General features: G+C 46.7%; 15 protein-coding genes and 2 other RNA genes. 10 read left to right on the forward strand and 7 right to left on the reverse strand.

Annotated features, from left to right (window positions below; genetic code table 11):
• Positions 1–113: 113 nt before the first annotated feature.
• Complete coding sequence (gene fabI / locus AB3R30_RS12360; RefSeq protein ID WP_458649493.1) at positions 114–893, reverse strand: enoyl-ACP reductase FabI; 780 nt, start codon at positions 891–893, stop codon at positions 114–116.
• Between the two features lie 323 nt (positions 894–1,216).
• Between fabI and ntcA the strand changes: the two genes are divergently transcribed.
• The 5 genes from ntcA (at position 1,217) to rnpB (ending at position 5,966) form a co-directional block, all read left to right on the forward strand.
• Positions 1,217–1,954, forward strand: a complete 738-nt coding sequence (gene ntcA / locus AB3R30_RS12365) for a global nitrogen regulator NtcA (protein WP_458649494.1) — start codon at positions 1,217–1,219, stop codon at positions 1,952–1,954.
• 155 nt (positions 1,955–2,109) lie between these two features.
• Positions 2,110–3,456 carry a DUF3084 domain-containing protein gene (locus AB3R30_RS12370; protein WP_458649495.1) on the forward strand — a complete coding sequence of 449 codons (1,347 nt, stop codon included), beginning with the start codon at positions 2,110–2,112 and terminating at the stop codon, positions 3,454–3,456.
• Between the two features lie 101 nt (positions 3,457–3,557).
• Positions 3,558–4,763 (forward strand): magnesium/cobalt transporter CorA, encoded by a 1,206-nt coding sequence (gene corA, locus AB3R30_RS12375; protein ID WP_458649496.1) that lies wholly within the window; start codon positions 3,558–3,560, stop codon positions 4,761–4,763.
• On the forward strand, positions 4,760–5,470 hold the full coding sequence (locus tag AB3R30_RS12380; RefSeq protein ID WP_458649497.1) for a hypothetical protein: 711 nt from the start codon (positions 4,760–4,762) through the stop codon (positions 5,468–5,470). Before corA ends, AB3R30_RS12380 begins: the two co-directional genes overlap by 4 nt.
• A 58-nt stretch (positions 5,471–5,528) precedes the next feature.
• Positions 5,529–5,966: RNase P RNA component class A (gene rnpB, locus AB3R30_RS12385), an RNA gene on the forward strand.
• Between the two features lie 69 nt (positions 5,967–6,035).
• On the opposite strand, the gene ssrS is transcribed toward rnpB, so the two are convergent.
• The 3 genes from ssrS to AB3R30_RS12400 form a co-directional block, all read right to left on the reverse strand.
• Positions 6,036–6,240, reverse strand: a non-coding RNA gene (gene ssrS, locus AB3R30_RS12390) — 6S RNA.
• A 104-nt stretch (positions 6,241–6,344) separates the two neighbouring features.
• Complete coding sequence (locus AB3R30_RS12395; protein ID WP_458649498.1) at positions 6,345–7,415, reverse strand: LOG family protein; 1,071 nt, start codon at positions 7,413–7,415, stop codon at positions 6,345–6,347.
• Between the two features lie 140 nt (positions 7,416–7,555).
• Positions 7,556–8,899 (reverse strand): helix-hairpin-helix domain-containing protein, encoded by a 1,344-nt coding sequence (locus tag AB3R30_RS12400; RefSeq protein WP_458649499.1) that lies wholly within the window; start codon positions 8,897–8,899, stop codon positions 7,556–7,558.
• 186 nt (positions 8,900–9,085) lie between these two features.
• Between AB3R30_RS12400 and psbQ the strand changes: the two genes are divergently transcribed.
• The 4 genes from psbQ to AB3R30_RS12420 all read left to right on the forward strand — a co-directional run bounded on the left by psbQ (position 9,086) and on the right by AB3R30_RS12420 (position 11,860).
• Positions 9,086–9,706 carry a photosystem II protein PsbQ gene (psbQ, locus tag AB3R30_RS12405; protein ID WP_458649500.1) on the forward strand — a complete coding sequence of 207 codons (621 nt, stop codon included), beginning with the start codon at positions 9,086–9,088 and terminating at the stop codon, positions 9,704–9,706.
• 10 nt (positions 9,707–9,716) lie between these two features.
• Entirely contained in the window at positions 9,717–10,829 is a 1,113-nt protein-coding gene (locus AB3R30_RS12410) for an NAD(P)/FAD-dependent oxidoreductase (RefSeq protein ID WP_458649501.1), read from the forward strand.
• 59 nt (positions 10,830–10,888) lie between these two features.
• Positions 10,889–11,341 (forward strand): nitrate reductase associated protein, encoded by a 453-nt coding sequence (locus AB3R30_RS12415; RefSeq protein ID WP_458649502.1) that lies wholly within the window; start codon positions 10,889–10,891, stop codon positions 11,339–11,341.
• A gap of 285 nt (positions 11,342–11,626) precedes the next feature.
• Positions 11,627–11,860 carry a hypothetical protein gene (locus tag AB3R30_RS12420; RefSeq protein ID WP_458649503.1) on the forward strand — a complete coding sequence of 78 codons (234 nt, stop codon included), beginning with the start codon at positions 11,627–11,629 and terminating at the stop codon, positions 11,858–11,860.
• 48 nt (positions 11,861–11,908) lie between these two features.
• Here the strand turns inward: AB3R30_RS12420 and AB3R30_RS12425 are convergent, their stop codons facing one another.
• The 3 genes from AB3R30_RS12425 to AB3R30_RS12435 form a co-directional block, all read right to left on the reverse strand.
• Positions 11,909–12,199 (reverse strand): hypothetical protein, encoded by a 291-nt coding sequence (locus tag AB3R30_RS12425; protein WP_458649504.1) that lies wholly within the window; start codon positions 12,197–12,199, stop codon positions 11,909–11,911.
• Between the two features lie 60 nt (positions 12,200–12,259).
• Complete coding sequence (locus AB3R30_RS12430; RefSeq protein ID WP_458649505.1) at positions 12,260–13,945, reverse strand: ABC1 kinase family protein; 1,686 nt, start codon at positions 13,943–13,945, stop codon at positions 12,260–12,262.
• A gap of 63 nt (positions 13,946–14,008) precedes the next feature.
• On the reverse strand, positions 14,009–15,670 hold the full coding sequence (locus AB3R30_RS12435) for a GAF domain-containing sensor histidine kinase (protein ID WP_458649506.1): 1,662 nt from the start codon (positions 15,668–15,670) through the stop codon (positions 14,009–14,011).
• A 460-nt stretch (positions 15,671–16,130) separates the two neighbouring features.
• Here AB3R30_RS12435 and AB3R30_RS12440 point away from each other — a divergent pair, with 460 nt between their 5' ends.
• Entirely contained in the window at positions 16,131–16,328 is a 198-nt protein-coding gene (locus AB3R30_RS12440; protein WP_458649507.1) for an NblA/ycf18 family protein, read from the forward strand.
• The last annotated feature ends 259 nt before the right edge of the window (positions 16,329–16,587 follow it).

The following is a 16,587-nucleotide window of genomic DNA, read 5'->3' on the forward strand; positions in this document are numbered from 1 at the left end:
ATCGCATCTTGCTAAATCCTGTGGGGTTTGACCAAGAGGATATCGGAGTTTACTGGGGCGATCGCCCCCTGAATGAAACAAATGATTGGTGCGGTCAACCAGGATTGCTTTGCCTAAGCCATGCCCAAAATCTCGTAGCCCGCATCCACATAAAGAATCTGCCCTGTCATGCCGCTGGATAGATCACTGCACAAAAAAGCGGCAGTGTTTCCCACTTCTGTTTGGGTGACGGTGCGACGTAAGGGCGCGACGGCTTCCACATGATGAATCATATCCAAAATTCCGCCCACCGCAGAGGATGCCAGAGTGCGGATGGGTCCGGCAGAAATGCCATTCACTCGAATCTTTTGAGGTCCCAGTTCCGCTGCCAAATATCGGACGCTCATTTCCAAACCCGCTTTGGCGATCCCCATGACGTTGTAATTGGGGATCACTCGCACACCACCTAAATAGGTAAGTGTGACAATGCTGCCGCCTTCGGTCATCAATGGCTTTGCTGCACCACAGAGCTTAACGAGGGAGTAGGTGCTTATATCCAGTGCTGTGGCGAACCCGGAGCGAGATGTTTCCACGAAGCCGCCTGTCAGGTCATCTCGGTTGGCAAATGCTAGACAGTGAATCAAAATGTCGATTCTGCCCCACTTATCGCCTACGGTTTCAAAGGCAGATTGAATTTGAGCATCATCTTGAACGTTTAATGGAACAAATACACTGGGATTGAGGGGTTCTACCAACTCAGCTACCTTTTTTTCCATTTTCCCTTTTTCATCGGGTAGATAGGAAATGCCAATGTTCGCGCCGGCTTTGTGAAGCTGTTGGGCAATGCCCCACGCGATCGAGCGGTTATTAGCGATTCCGGTTACAAGGGCGTTTTTCCCAGTCAAGTCCAGCATGGCAATCAATCCTTTGAGGGCACCTATGAGGATACTGAAATATGGGGTATAAAGATAGCACTCCTAGTTAGTTCAAGAGTTCTAAAGTTTAGCTGCAAAAAGGATTTCAATAGATGCCCGTAATTATTTTTGCAATGAATTTTGTTCAATTTGCCAAGCTGCGGTTAAGATACTGATACTTTCTAGGCTCTTTATATGGGTAAGAAAGCGGTAGGTAAGTGACTCTAAGCTTTTGTATAGGGGCTGCGATCGCCTTATTTTGTAACAAAGGGTACAAAAAACCCTTTAGGAGTGCGTTTAAGTATTCTAAGTTACAGAGTTGAATGCTAATTATTCGGCATGTTTTATTCAACGAGTTGGCACGTAGTAAGGACTCCGAGCAGGGGAATATGGTTGTGACGCAAGATAGACCACTGGCATCGGTATTTCGTCAGATGGGAAGTGGGGTGTTTCCACCCGTTGTTGAATCGTTTGAACGGGGTAAAACGATTTTTTTTCCAGGCGATCCTGCTGAGCGCGTCTACTTCCTAGTTAAGGGAGCCGTAAAGCTTTCTAGGGTATACGAAGCAGGGGAAGAAATTACAGTTGCATTGTTGAGAGAAAATAGTGTGTTTGGGGTGCTGTCGCTGATTACAGGACATCGTTCCGATCGCTTTTATCATGCTGTGGCGTTTACGCCTGTGGAGTTGCTTTCAGTACCGATTGAACAGGTTGAGAAAGCGTTAAAAGATAACCCTGATCTATCGATGATTTTGCTGCAAGGGTTGTCTTCGCGCATTTTGCAGACTGAAATGATGATTGAAACGCTGGCTCATCGCGATATGGGTTCTCGATTGGTTAGCTTTTTGTTGATTCTGTGCCGAGATTTTGGTACGCCCAGTAAAGAAGGAATTACGATTGATCTGAAGCTCTCGCATCAGGCGATCGCAGAAGCGATCGGCTCTACCCGTGTGACGGTCACTCGGCTTTTAGGCGACTTACGGCAAGATAATATGGTTTCGATTCATAAAAAGAAAATTACTGTGCATAATCCTGTAACCTTAAGTCAGCAGTTTACGTGATGAGCTAGAAACCAGCAGTTTATTAAAAATAAGAGTTGTGCGCTCACAAATTCGCAAGTGAGTAGAGCCATCATCAAAGATTCATGGGGTAGGCTATAGATGAGTTTGCCCCTGTTTGCATTGCAAAGGTTAGGGCGTTTTGGTTTGGAGCAGCGATGTCTACGGGGCTGATCCTAATATTTGCAATATTGGTAATTGGTGGTGTGATTGCCACTGTGGGCGATCGCATTGGCACCAAAGTTGGGAAAGCTCGCCTCAGCCTATTTAACTTACGCCCGCGTCGCACGGCAACCTTAATCACCATTTTGACGGGGATCGTCGTTGCTGCTTCCACCTTGGGGATTCTATTTGCAACCAGTGGTCCATTACGCACCGGAGTCTTTGAATTAGGCGCACTTCAACGCAAGCTAAGACGGGCACGCACTGACCTAAACGATGCAAAAAGTCAGTTAGAAACGGCTCAAGCTCAAAAGCAACGTACTGAAGCCGAATTAAACCGGGCAAAAGCCCAAGAAATTGAGGCTCAAAAGCAACTAATGAGTACTCAAAAACAGATTCAAACCATTGGCGGCTCTTTGAAAAGCGCGATCGCCGAACGGAACCGTGCCATGAGCGATCGCGTTACAGTACAGCGGACTCTTGAACAAAACCGCAGCCAACTTGCCACTATCTCTGAGCAAGTATTGCAATTTCGAGCCAATATTAGCCGACTGCAAGCAGAGCAGAGTCAAGTTGTGGCAGTGGCAGAAGAGGAAATTAAAGCCAAAAGTGCAATCATTAGTGAGCGGGAAGGGCGACTGAAACAGCTAGAAGCTCAGCAAGATTTTTTGGTGCAAGAAATTGGCAAGCTGGAGCGAGAAGCCGAGGGGTTGCGCCGGGGTAATGTGGCAATCCAGCGGGGGCAAGTGCTTTCTTCGGCGGTGGTGCGGATTCTTGACCCACGCTCTACCCAAGGCGCGATCGATCAGCTTTTACGAGAAGCCAATCGCTCTGCAACTCAATTGGTGCGACCTGGCACAAAACCGCAGGGACAAATCATTCAAATTACCAAAGCCGAAGTGGATCAACTGATCAGGCAAGTGAGTAACGGTCAAGATTATGTAGTCCGTATTTCGTCAGCTGCCAATTATCTTACTGGAGAAAACCTGGTTCAAGTTTTTGCAGAAGCGGCTCCCAACCGGATTGTTTTTCAAGAAGGGGATCTGATTGCTGCCACGTCTCTAAATCCAGCTAGCTTGAGCGAGGTTCAAATTCAGCAGCGAATTAATCTGCTAGTAACCGCAGCCGGATTTAGGGCGCGGCGTTTGGGAATTCTGACTGATACGGTGCAAATTGGCGATGGGCGAGTCCAAGATCTATTGACATTTATCGAAAAGCTGCAAGGGTACAACGAGACGATCGAGCTAAGAACGATCGCGGAGGAAAAAACATTGACAGCAGGTCCTCTAAAAGTAAATCTGGTGGCAGTACAGAATGGCAAAGAGTTACTGCGATCGCAATAACTCTATCAGTCCTGGCAACAGTACACTAGCAATGATTCCCTTTGAGCAACGATTTACTTTTAGCGATCGCCTTCTCAAAAAATGGTTAAAGGTTTTCTGACATGGTAGACCATCGCTTGCACCCACCCTTAATACAGCTATCTCCTGACCTTGATCAAGACGACTCCTATATTGACTATCACTATCACACCCCCGGCGAGATTCCGGGCACCCTTGATATTGATCCCAAAGCCCCCCCACCCGTCATCATTTTGATTGACTACTCTAAAAAGGGCGCTAGCCGACGCGAACTCGATACCCCCGAAGAAATCATTCCTTATCTAGATACCGAATCAGTTTCCTGGGTCGATGTAAAAGGATTTGGCAATGAAGATATTATGCAGCGATTGGGGGAAGTCTTTAATCTGCATCCGCTCGTGTTAGAAGACGTGGTGAATGTTCCTCAGCGACCCAAAGTGGAAGAACACCCAGAGCAACTGCTGATCATCGCGCGCATGGTCACTTTACGGGACGACGAAGAAACATTTGAAAGTGAGCAGGTTAGTTTTATCTTGGGTCGGCACTACTTGCTCACGGTTCAAGAAGAACCCCGCTACGACAGCTTTGGTCCTATTCGAGAACGGATTCGCACCAGTAAAGGAACCATTTGCTGTAATGGGGCTGATTATCTCACCTATGCCCTGCTAGATTCGATTATTGATGGTTTTTTTCCGGTTCTAGAGATCTATGGTGAACAGCTAGAAGAACTAGAAGATGAAGTAGTAGCCAATCCTAATCGCCAAACTCTGCAAAAGATTCATGAGCTTAAACGTCAGCTACTGACCCTGCGTCGAGCCATTTGGCCTCAGCGGGATGCGATTAATGCCTTGATTCGAGATGGCAGTGATTTGATTAGCAACGATGTCCGTGTTTATTTGCGCGACTGCTATGACCACACGATCCAGGTGTTGGATATGGTGGAAACTTACCGTGAACTGGCTTCTAGCTTGATGGATATCTATCTGTCGTCTGTTAGTAACAAAATGAACGAAGTGATGAAGGTATTAACAGTAACATCTTCTATCTTCATTCCATTAACGTTCATTGCTGGGGTTTATGGCATGAACTTTAATCCTGAAAAGTCGCCGTTCAACATGCCAGAGTTGAATGCTTACTGGGGATATCCTATTTGTTTAGCGGTGATGTTGGCGATCGCGATCGCCATGGTGGCTTTGTTTTGGCGCAGGGGCTGGTTTGAAAATATGTCAGCCGTAAAGCCTCCTAGCAATTCTGACAAAAAAGCGATCGGGATGGGTAATCTTCGATGAGATCGATAGACCCAATCATTTTGGTAATTTACCTAATTGTGATCACCTGGGCACTGTCCAAGATTGTGAGCAGTTTTAATGATGAATATACCGTTTCTTTAGATGAGGAAATTTTAAAGCAGCAGTTAGCCGATCAAAATCTTCAAGATATAGTAGGCGTTGGTTTTGATTTTGAGAAACGCTACGAGTTCGGCAAAGATGACAAGCTGAAACAGTTTGGAGTCAAAGTGACCAATAAATCACAGACTCATTCTATCTACATCGATTGGGACTATTGCGCCACGACCGATTTGCAAGGGCGATCGCGCCGCGTGACCCGTCTTATTCCTGGCACCACTTTAGATTTATTTCAAAATCAGGTCTTTAGTACTGTTGCCCCCGGTGCCACCTTAAAAGAAATTATTACCGCAGAAGACGTTTTAAAGCGCAAAGAGCCGAAAGACAAAGATGCTGCCGTGGCGCTGGAAATGGAAGTGAGCAAACCGCTGCTCGACTTTGAAGCGCTTAAAAAAAGTAAAGATGATCCCCCCAAGAAAAAATACGCCCGATTTATCAGCAGAATAGACCCCTTGGAGTTTAGTCTCGACTTAGCGCTGCGACTGATTGGCTCTACCTATAGTGCAGAGGGCGATCGCATTCAACTACGCTGCAAGTTCATTCTAAAAAAATTGCCATGGCAAGCCGGATTACCTTGGAACCCAAGATAGTCTCAGCTTTTTCTCTTTTCCCTCTTTCCTCTTCCCTTCAACTACACTAGTCTTGGAAAGAGTAGGCGAGATGGTTGCGAGTTGCGATGCAGTTCGAGGAAAGTCCGGGCTTCCGAAAGACCAAACTTGCTGGGTAACGCCCAGTGCGAGCGATCGTGAGGATAGTGCCACAGAAATATACCGCCGAAGAGTGACAACTGAGGTACGAGAAGTAAGGATTGAGAATTTCACTCATAACTCATAACTCATAACTCATAACTACTCTGGCAAGGGTGCAAAGGTGCGGTAAGAGCGCACCAGCAGCATTGAGAAGTGCTGGCTAGGTAAACCCCGGTTGGATGCAAGGCAGTAGGAGCTAGGGTTGGTCTTTTTCCCGCTCCGGCAGGGATGCAATGCATCTTTGCGAGTCCGCTAAAGGCGTTTGGCAACAACCGCCTTAGATAGATAACCGTCCCCTTTTAGGTGAACAGAACCCGGCTTATGTCCTGCTCTTTCCTCAAATGAGTAACTCAATAAAATCAAAAATTCCCCTGGTCATGTTGAACAGAGGAATTCAAAATCTAATGAGTTTACCGCAACGCCGTCTTACCTCAGTTTTTGACCTGGTGCTAGACCAGGTGGGCACCAACTGCCTGTGCTTTAAGTTTCCGGAATTACATGATCATCTTTAGTGACATGCCCGGTCTACTGCCGCCAGACTTCGTAGTTCCCTTATTCAGAAGGCATAGATCATAAAACATTATTGGTAGTCACCAACGCCGTAGTAAACCTTTGCCTATTCTAGCGGGTATCTAGTTGCAAGAGAAGGGGCAAGGATTAGGGAGCAGGGGGCGGAAGTTGAGAACTTGAGCTAAACCTATTCCCTATTTCCTGCTCACTTCCGTTCTGGATGGGGCATATCTTCAGAGGGTTCAATGCCAAGGCGGTTAATCTCGTTAATCATTTGATAGAGCCGTCCTAAGTCGCGCTGGTTGAAATGCAGGAGAAGGCGAGATTTGCCAATGGATATATCTTGAGCCTCTTGAGGAAGAGCGTGGCTCTTTTCAATCTGTCCTTTTACCAAAATGTCGCTGAAGTGATGGTTGAGATAATCTACGGCTTTATCAGAAATTTCGATGTTGAGGCGCATGACTAGGCGATTGCCCACATAGCGACAGGAATGGAAGGCGCTATAGAAGCGGGTAATGATGTCACAGGCTTCATCTAGCCGATCAGTAATCGTAAATAGGCTGAAATCATCGACACTCACTAAGCCCCGCTTGAGGAGTTGTTTTTGCACGTATTCTAGCCAGTCGTGCCAGTAGTCGCCGCCGGGGCGATCGATCAACACGAGCGGAATGGGCAATGATTTACCTGTTTGGCAAAGTGTGAGACATTCAAAGGCTTCATCAAGGGTGCCAAAGCCGCCAGGGAAAAGGGCAAGAGCATCGCTTTCTCTCAGGAAAAATAGCTTTCGGGTGAAGAAGTATTTGAAGGGGATAAGCTTGGGATCGCCTTCAATAAAAGGGTTGGAGCCTTGTTCAAAGGGAAGCTGAATCCCTAGCCCAATGGATTTTGCTCGTCCGGCTCCTTCATTACCCGCCTGCATAATTCCAGGTCCTGCGCCTGTAATCACCATGAATCCTAGGTCGGTGACACGGCGGGCAAAGTCTGCTGCCATTTGATATTCGGGGCTGCCGGATGGAATGCGGGCAGAGCCAAAAATAGAAATTTTGCGAACGTGACGATAGGGATAAAGTACTTTGAATGCCCGCTCCATGTCTTGTAGGGATGCGTTCAAAATTTTCCAATCTAGGCGATCGATTTCATCCTCGGTCATTCGTACTAGGGTTGTTAATGCTAGCTGAATGAGTTCCCCATGTTTGTTTTGGGGCAGTTGATCCAGTAATTGATTGAGGCTAGTGCGGAGTGATTCAGAGGCATCAAACGACGGAGATGTGGTCATGAATTCCTCTCTACTGGCAGCATTTTATTGTATCTAGATTTTTGCTCTAACCCGCGATCGCCTTCGCAACACTTGCCCAAACAGGAGCATATATAGCTGTCACCTCAACGGTTCTTAGGCATCAGCAGATTGAGAATGACTTAAACGGCGGCGGTCAACGAAGAAATGCGAGCTTGAAACCCTGCTTTTAGTAAGGCGTTGACGGCAGCTTGATGATCATAAACGCGAAACTGAGGACCAAATCGGACAAAGTGGCGTTTATCTTGGGCACTGACGATCGCCACTACGGGCACCTTGCCGCGATCGTCCTCGCCCCGATGCTGCAATAACACGGTGCGGAGGCGATGCTGTTGTTCAATATCACTGGCAACTTTAGGTTCTAGCTCCACCATCACCATGCGGACTGCTTCAATGGGTTCTACGTCTTCGACAATAAATTGCGCTTGATCATCCCGCCGATCAATTTTGCCCCACACCATCAGTCGCGCATCCACGATGAGTTTTTCGCTAACGCGCTCATAAGATTTAGGAAAAACCACGCACTCAGTGTTTCCAGTCAGGTCTTCGATCGTGAGAATTGCCATGCGATCGCCCTTTTTGGTAGTTACTGGTTTGAGGCTCGTTAACATGACGATCGCGCTCACCGAAGAACCTTCGGCATAATCTTGCAAATCGCTGAGGTTAATCGGTGCCAACATTCGGGCAGACGCTTGTAGCGGCTTCAGTGGATGATCAGAAATATAAAAGCCGATGATCTCTTTTTCTAGCCGTAGCCGCTCTTGTTGAGCAAAGTCGGGAACGGGATTCGCTTTAGGAGCCGATTCAAAGGCATTCACTGGGGCTGATGTGCTGCCCAACATATCAAACAGGTTGCCTTGTCCGCTGGCGCGATCGCGCGATCTCGCCTGTGCCCAATCCAAAATGAGTTCTAGATCGTGAATTAATTGGTTGCGGTTTTGGTTAGGGTCTAGCTGATCGAGGGCACCACAATGAATTAGCGCTTCTAAGGCTCTCCGGTTAACGGCACGCGAGTCTACGCGATCGCACAAGTCGGGCAATGACTTAAACGAGCCTTCTGCTTCTCGTGATGCTAGCAAACTTTCGATCGCCCCCAAACCCACATTGCGAACCCCGCCCAAACCAAACAAGATAGCCTCTCCGGTTGGCGTAAAGTCAACCCCAGAGCGATTCACATCGGGCGGCTGCACTTGAATACCCATTGCAAAACAGGTTGCGATATACTTTTGGGCTTTGTCTTGATCGCCACTGTTTGCCGTCAACAGCGCCGCCATATACTCAACCGGATAATTTGCCTTGAGATAGGCAGTTTGATAGGTGACATACCCATATGCCGTTGAGTGGGATTTATTAAAACAATTGGCGGCGACCACTCCATTTGCCAGCATGAAATTATGATCGCGCTCAACCCCAATGTCGTAGACCGATTGACGACCCAATGGCTGACGACCAATCACCTTCACCATATCCAACCTCAGCAACAAACCGAAGACCCGTGGAGTTTACCATAAGTCTAGCGAGAAGGGAGATAGAACGGGGCAGCGGTTTTGATATAAACTTCTTGACGTAGAGTGTTTAAGACGGTCATTTTTAGCGATCGCCTAAACCCTACAAATAAAATCATTCATTCGGCGAGGTTGGGTTAGCAGGTCATGGTGAAGATTCGCACGATTGTGTCAGCCGCTCTGGTTTTGTTCATGGTGTTAGTGCTTGGAGTCGGTCAGGTTGAGGCTGCCAAAGTGAAACAGCCCTTAACGTATACGCCCGAACAGTTGGAGCAAATTCAGGACTATGCTACCGATTTACAGGCAATGCGCGATCGCTTGCCTGAGTTAGGGCAACTCGTGCAACAGCAAGATTGGACGTTTACCCGAAACTTTATTCGTGGTCCTTTAGGGGAGTTACGTGTCAAAATGCAGAACCTTTCCCGGACTCTGCTGCCCGATGCTCAACCCGCTGCCCGTCAGCTTGCGAAGAACGTTTTTAATGATTTAATTGCGCTTGATCTCGCCGCCCAAAACTCAAAAGCTGCGGTTGCTCAACGTGAATATAGTGCCGCCCTGAAAAGCTTTGATTCGTTTTTAGCCCTAGTGCCCGAAGCGGCTCGTCCTCAGCCAAAACCATCGGAGCCAGTGGTTGCACCTGATAAATCTAGCTTTTTGAAGGAGTTGTTAGCGCCTCAGTCGCGACAGGAGATTGAGCCTGACGAAGCAGAACCTTCTGCGGTTGAAGAAACACCAGAAGCAGAAGCAGCGGAGCCAATGGCTGAATAGCTCGCTGACTGTGAAAGTTGTCATTGTTGGATGTGGAATTGTGGGTGCAGCGATCGCCTACGAACTGAGCCAAATTCCGCAGTTGGAAATCAAGGTGTTCGATCGCCAAGCTCCGGCTCAAGCGGCTACGGGTGCGGCGCTGGGAGTTCTGATGGCAGCCATTAGCCAAAAGCCCAAGGGCAACGCTCTCCAAAAGCGACTGTTGGGCATCCAAACCTATGATCAATGGATTCCTCAGCTAGAAGCCATGACAAACCGCAAGATTCCTTACAATCGCCAGGGAATTTTGCGGCTTTGTTTTGCTGGAGATGATCTCATTCAAGATGAGCTAGAACGTTGGCGATCGCTGGCAAAGATTCGCCATACTCAAGGGTGGCAGTTGGAAATCTGCGATCTCGCCGATCTCGCCGCAAACTATCCCCATCTCAACTTGGAGCAAGTGATTGGGGCGGTTTATTCCCCCTGCGATCGTCAGGTTGATCCAACGGCTCTCACCTTGGCGCTGGTTGCCGCTGCGGAACGAAATGGAGTCTCCTTCCAGTTCAATACGCCCGTAATATTGGAACCTGCTTCTCAGGAAGCGAATAGAACTTTTCGGCTACACTCCCCCAAAACTATTGAGCTTGACTGGTTGATCATTGCCGCTGGTTTAGGCTCAGCCGCCCTAACTACCAGTCTTCAACAACCTGTGGATATTCGCCCTGTCCTCGGTCAAGCGGTGCAGATCTCGCTAGAGTCTCCTTTAGGATTGCCTAATCACCAACCTGTCATCACCGGGAATGATATAAATTTGGTTCCCTTAGGCAACGGGAAATACTGGATTGGCGCAACGGTGGAGTTTGGGGCAACAGAGACGCAATATTTGACACCTCCACAGCCCAATCAAGATAGGCTAGAGGAAATGATGCAGCAGGCGATCGCGTTGGTTCCTGCCCTCAAAAATGCCAAAATTATCCAGCAGTGGTCTGGGTTACGCCCTCGTCCTGAAGGTCGCCCTGCTCCTATTGTGGAGCGACTAGCTGGCTATCCGAACGTCATTCTTGCCAGTGGACACTATCGAAATGGCATACTTTTAGCGCCTGCCACTGCGAAACAGGTCAGTGAGATCATCCAACAAAATTGATAATGCTAAGTTTCAACGCAATAGCTGCAAAAATGATCGTGGACAAAAAGGATGCACTCATGAGTCAATTTTTTGCTTTTGAATCTGATTTTGTGGAGTCGTTGCGCTGTATTCCAATGCAGGTTCGGTTTAAGCTCGATACCTGTGGTGTCAAACTAAAACTACAGCATTGGCATCAGTTTGAACCGTGCGATCGCGCTCAAATGGTTGACTTACCCTGTGAAACCGAAGCCGAGATTCAACAGTATCGGACGGTTTTACATCATCTTGTACAACAGCGAACTGGAACTATCGCTTCTGATTTGCCAATCGATTTAGAGCCGCCTTGGTTGAATACCACTCAGATTCCTGTTAGTGTGCAAGAGAAAGCACTTGAAGTTGAAGCCGATCTGACTCTGACTCAATGGTCAGCGCTCAGCCCGTTAAAGCGGTTTACACTGATTAAACTGAGCCGTTCTATGCACGAAAACCGAAATTTTCTGCCTGCCCTAGCAGAGTTCAACCTCAATTAAGTCGCCTTGCTTACAAAAACTTTATACTTGAGGAGTGGTGAAGAGTGCTTTTATGGGGGTACGGTCGGTATGGGAATCCCTTTCTCTTCTAGAAAAGCTCTTCTATTTGCTTTATTTTCCTTGCTGCCCAAAGTCCTACCTGATTCAGTTGTTTAGATTTGATAAATAAATCTTGACAGTTAGCTGATCTAGCTTTCTTTTGCCGAATTGTGAATGTATGGCGCTTGCATACTTCCGTCAACCGATTCGCTTACGCCTATATTCTTTATAGAAGACGCAACTTTTATGACATTCAACGCCGAGATCAACAGCCCTGCGTCTGACCTTGATGCAAAATCCTATAAACAGCGGCTGAATCGTTGGGCGATCGCTCAACTGATGCCCAATAAGCAATTGGTGATCGTTGCCCGCTATCGCAGCCGCTCTGATGCTGATGGTCACCTTTTGTTCTTTAAGCAACAATCTCCCGAAGCAAATTTTGTGGTGATTGTTGATAAAAAAGATGCAGATTCGGATTAGAGTTTTGTTTGATGAAACTCTTTACTTGGGATGAAACTCTTGGTTTGATTAATCGGGACGCAAGCTGTCGTGGGAATTGACCTGTTCACCGTTTCTCATTTTTTCAGTGTCTTCCAAGGTTTCTTGAATAAATAGCTGGACTAGCCGATCATAGTTGCCGGCTCCAAGGTATTGGGGATACTTATATTCTCGACTGTATAGCCAGACCAATTCATCGCACAGATAAATTTTGATGGTTTCTGTCCATTTGCAGCTTGGCATGAGAGATTTGGCGGTATTGAGCGCCTCTGTCCAGCGTGTGAACTCTTGGGAAAGATTGGAAGTGACAACTTTGAACATGGAACAGGGATTGGGGGCAAGATGTTAGTGGATCTGATTAAAGAGAAATAGAAATACTGTTTATTTTTCCAGCATTGGGCTGAATCGATTTTGCAGCATTAGAGCAAACAGGGAACGGAGCAAGATAATTCCTCCCACTCCTGCGATCGCGAAGGTAGCAATCGCCCAGTTCATATAGCCATTCACCAGTAGTACCGTGGCTGACAATACGGCAAATCCGGTCAAGAAAGCATAGACAAGACAGCGAATCGAAAGACTCTGGCGTTTTGCAGCGCGATCGCTGGCTAACACTTGCATTCTTCTTTGAAAGTCTTCCTGCTCTTGTTGTTCTTTCACTTGACGCAACAATAGATCAGCAGAACTGGGCTGACGCAGTTTAAACACAACAAATCTCTGGGCTTGACGGACTAATTCACCAATGCCACTATTCCCCTGATTGCTGACTGCAAGGCTTTTTACAAATGGCTTCGCGGCGAGCATTAAGCTATATTCGGGATCAAGAGTCCGAGCCACTCCATCTAACGTCGTCAGCGCCTTTAAAATAAAAGTCATTTTAGGCGGGAGGCGAAAAGGCTGCTGGTCATACAACGCATAGAGTTCTGTCGGCATTTGGGTAAAGGCTTGCAGTTCTATGGGCTTATCGGTGAATTGTTCTAGCAAAAAGCTCGTCACTCGCCGAATCGGGGTCATGTCTGCCACTGGCTCGATCAGTCCCATATCCAAGAGTGTATCGATCACTTGATCCGTATCTTTTCGCAATACCGCAAAAAATGTTTTGACCATCTGGTCTTTGTTAATTGGCTGAACTTCTGCCATCATGCCAAAGTCATAAAAAATCAGACATCCATCTTGGCTGACTGCCATGTTGCCGGGATGGGGATCCGCTTGAAAAAAGCCATCTTGCAATAATTGCTTCAGGTAACTGCAAATCCCTAGCTGATTGATTTCTTTCAAATTAATGCCACAGGCTTCCAGGCTTTGGCGATCGCTAATTTTGATCCCCGGCACATAATCCATTGTCAATACTTTGCGAGTCGTATATTTGGGATAAATTTTGGGAACCACAATGCGGGGATGATGCCGAAAGTTGAACCGGAAGCGATCAGCGTTGATTGCTTCTTGGATATAATCAATCTCTTTATATAAAACCTCTGCAAATTCTTGGTAGATGGCTTCTATCCGATATTGCCGAATCCACGGGAAGGTGCGATCGCAGAACCGCACTAATCGCCGCAACACTTTCAGGTCTAAGTGAAACAGTCGATCTAATTCGGGACGCTGCACTTTAACAACCACCTCTTCGCCCGTATGCAACCTAGCTTTATGCACCTGCCCTAAACTAGCCGCCGCAATAGGCATCAAGTCAAACTGGCGATAGAGGGAATAAATCGGCGCGCCTAGCTCTGTTTCCACTGTGGCGATCGCAACTTCAACGCTAAACTCTGGCACCTTATCTTGCAAACGGGTCAACGCCTCGATATACTCTGGCGGCAGCAGATCAGCACGAGTCGATAAGGCCTGCCCTAGCTTAATAAATGTAGGTCCTAGATCTAACAGAGTGCCTACCAACCATTGAGCGCGACGGTTGCGGTTGCGACGAGATTGGCGCGGAAAAACCCGATCCCACCATAGATAAACGATCAGTTGCCCCGACGATAGAGCAATGTCCATTTGGCGCACCAGCGGTGAATACCGGATACGCTGCCACCGAAATGGCTTTTGGACAATCGGCTCAAGAATGATCATGAATCATTCAAACCTAGCCGACGACTGAACGTGAAATAAAACACAAGTCGATCTCCGTTTGAACTATGAGAGTTTTACAACTTCCAAAAATTGCGGCAACGTTAACGTAAAACAAGTTTCCCACAAAGCATCGTTTGCGGTTGGAAAACTTGTTGCGGCTATTGTGCCATTGAGATGTTGAACTAGACTGCGTACTAGGGCTAGTCCTAAGCCGGTTCCTTGAACCACATTTTGTGTAGCTCCGGCACATCGCCTAAATTTATCAAAAATGTACGGTAGCTCTTCAGCAGAAATTTTAGTGCCCGTGTTGGTTAGTGAAATACTAATTTGATCAGCAAATGCTTGCCGTTGAATGCTGATTTTTAAGCAAACCTGACTGTTGGGAACGGAATGTTTTCCGGCATTGGTCAGTAATTCTTGCAAAATGCGACTGAGGCTATCGCGATCGCTGCGAATTTTGACTGAGTGTTGGGGTTTTTCGATCTGTAGCGTAATTCTATTTGCTACCCATTTGGGAACAATTCCTTCAGTCAATTCATTCACCAAAGTCATCAGGTTAAATTCCTCTAGCTGCATGACTGTTTGATGCGATTCCAACTCGCGTAGCGCTAGCAGATCGTTGATTAAGTTAGTTTCTTGCTGGCACTGCTGCTCTAGGATATCTAGATATTGGCTACTGCGATCGCTCGCCAACCCAGTTTGGCGCAGCATCCGAATGGCTAACGACATACTGGTGAGCGGAGTCCGCAACTCATGGCTCATGGTATCCAAAAACTCATCTTTTAGAGTATTGAGATGGCGTAACTGCTCCACTTGTTGCCGCGATCGCTCATATAGTTTTGCCTGAATTGCGAGGCTGTGTTTTAGTTCCGCTGTGCGTTTTTCCACTAATGACTGCACCTGGCGCAATGTTTCTGTTTGCATAATGGCAGTGCTAACTTGAGCGCTCACCAGTTCGACAAACTCAATCTGTTCTGATTGCCACACGTAATCTGGTGAAGCCTGAAAAACTAAAAAGCCGAGTACTGTTCCTTGGCTTTCAAGCGGCGCAATTAACAAAGAGGGGAAGGCTTGTTGACCAAAAGTGTGAGTGGACTGATGGTCTAGAGCAGTCACTTGAGGGGAATCCAAGAATGCCTGGTTAAAAAAGTCGTAATCCGATAGCCAAAATGAGTCATGTAGCTGAGGCAGCAAGTTTTGGGCGATCGCGGGTAAGTCCGATAATTTCTCAAACTGCAATTCTTTATCGCTGAGGGCTTCATCCCCGTTGCTTTGGATTAAATTGCTGCCTTGGGTTAAATTGTTTTGAAGTGAACAGTCACAGGTTACAGTTGCCCACACTTTGGGCATTTGTTCAGAAAGCGTATTCCGTAGGGGTGGCTCCCAATATTTCAAGCGCAGCAAAACTCCGCGCTGTACTTGCAAGGCTTGAGTCGTTCCATCCGTTGCTAGTTGCAAAATAGCATTCAGGTTTGTAGCACTCCGTATCGACAACGTTAACTGGTTTACAAACGCCTGATACTGCATTTGTTTTTTGCTAGCATCTATTGCCGAGGCACACTCCAAACAAAACGGCACAGAGCTTTCTAACCTATGAGATGGGAACTGAGCCTGAGTATTCAGTGCGTTGACTTGTCTGGGCGTAGCCCGTATCGCTTCAAATTCATCTACACAGACAAAATCGCCATCTGCAAAATTAGTGGGCAACTTTTGTGTAGCATTCATCGTCAGCCTCTGAAACCAATCCACTATCTTGATCCATCCGATAACTTCCCCTTTTTATAGTTCCCCTTTAAGGGGGGCAGGTTAGCAGCGATCGCCTATTTTTTCTACGAATCTCCAAATTTGTTCGCTAATTCACATAATTGATGGCTTGAAAGCCCTAGACTCTTTCCAATCGTTCAGTCAATAAGGAAAAAATAAAAAATAAACCATTTTACCCTTGCCAAAATGCCTAAAAAGCTAGGGTTTCAGCGCTTTTATCTCTAGATGGATAGAGAAATTGTTGAAAATACCCCTTAAGGAGTGTGTGCATTTTGTCAAACGTTTGTTATCTTCTGTAATAATCACATCAGCACAAGTTTAGATTCTCAATCGAATTTGCTGCTTGATTAAGCCAACACTTATCCATTCTTTGGCGAGTTGCGGCATTACGACTGTGTACTCTCTCATACTGGAGCATATTATGAGTCAGCCTATGGATCTCTCTCTTGAGCAACAATTCAGTGTTCGCTCTTTTGAAAATCAAGTAGAACGGATGAGTCGTGAACAGGCTCAGGATTTTCTGATCAAGCTATACGAGCAAATGATTGTGCGTGAAAACATGTATAAGCACTTTTTGAAGCACCAATGGGGATTGGAAACCAGTTCTCAGCTTCCATAAATCTCTAGTGTGAGAGGGCAACCTCGGTCTCTTGCTTTGTTTCTGTGGAAAAAAAGCTGGGGGGGTGGGTGCCAATCTCTTACGGTTCTTACAATATTGACCTTGCAGACTTTTCTAAGCTTTTCCTCTAAACTTTATTTCTTTATCTTTTATTAATATTGTGCCCTAGCTGTTAAACATGGTTAGGTGCAGTTTTATTTCTTCTGGTAATGGATCAACGTTTTTCGTCTGTTTATAGAGTCGGTAAAATGTTAGGGTA

The organism is Sivoneniella epilithica UHCC 1019 (assembly GCF_040830845.1).
GTDB lineage: Bacteria > Cyanobacteriota > Cyanobacteriia > Leptolyngbyales > Leptolyngbyaceae > ULC077BIN1.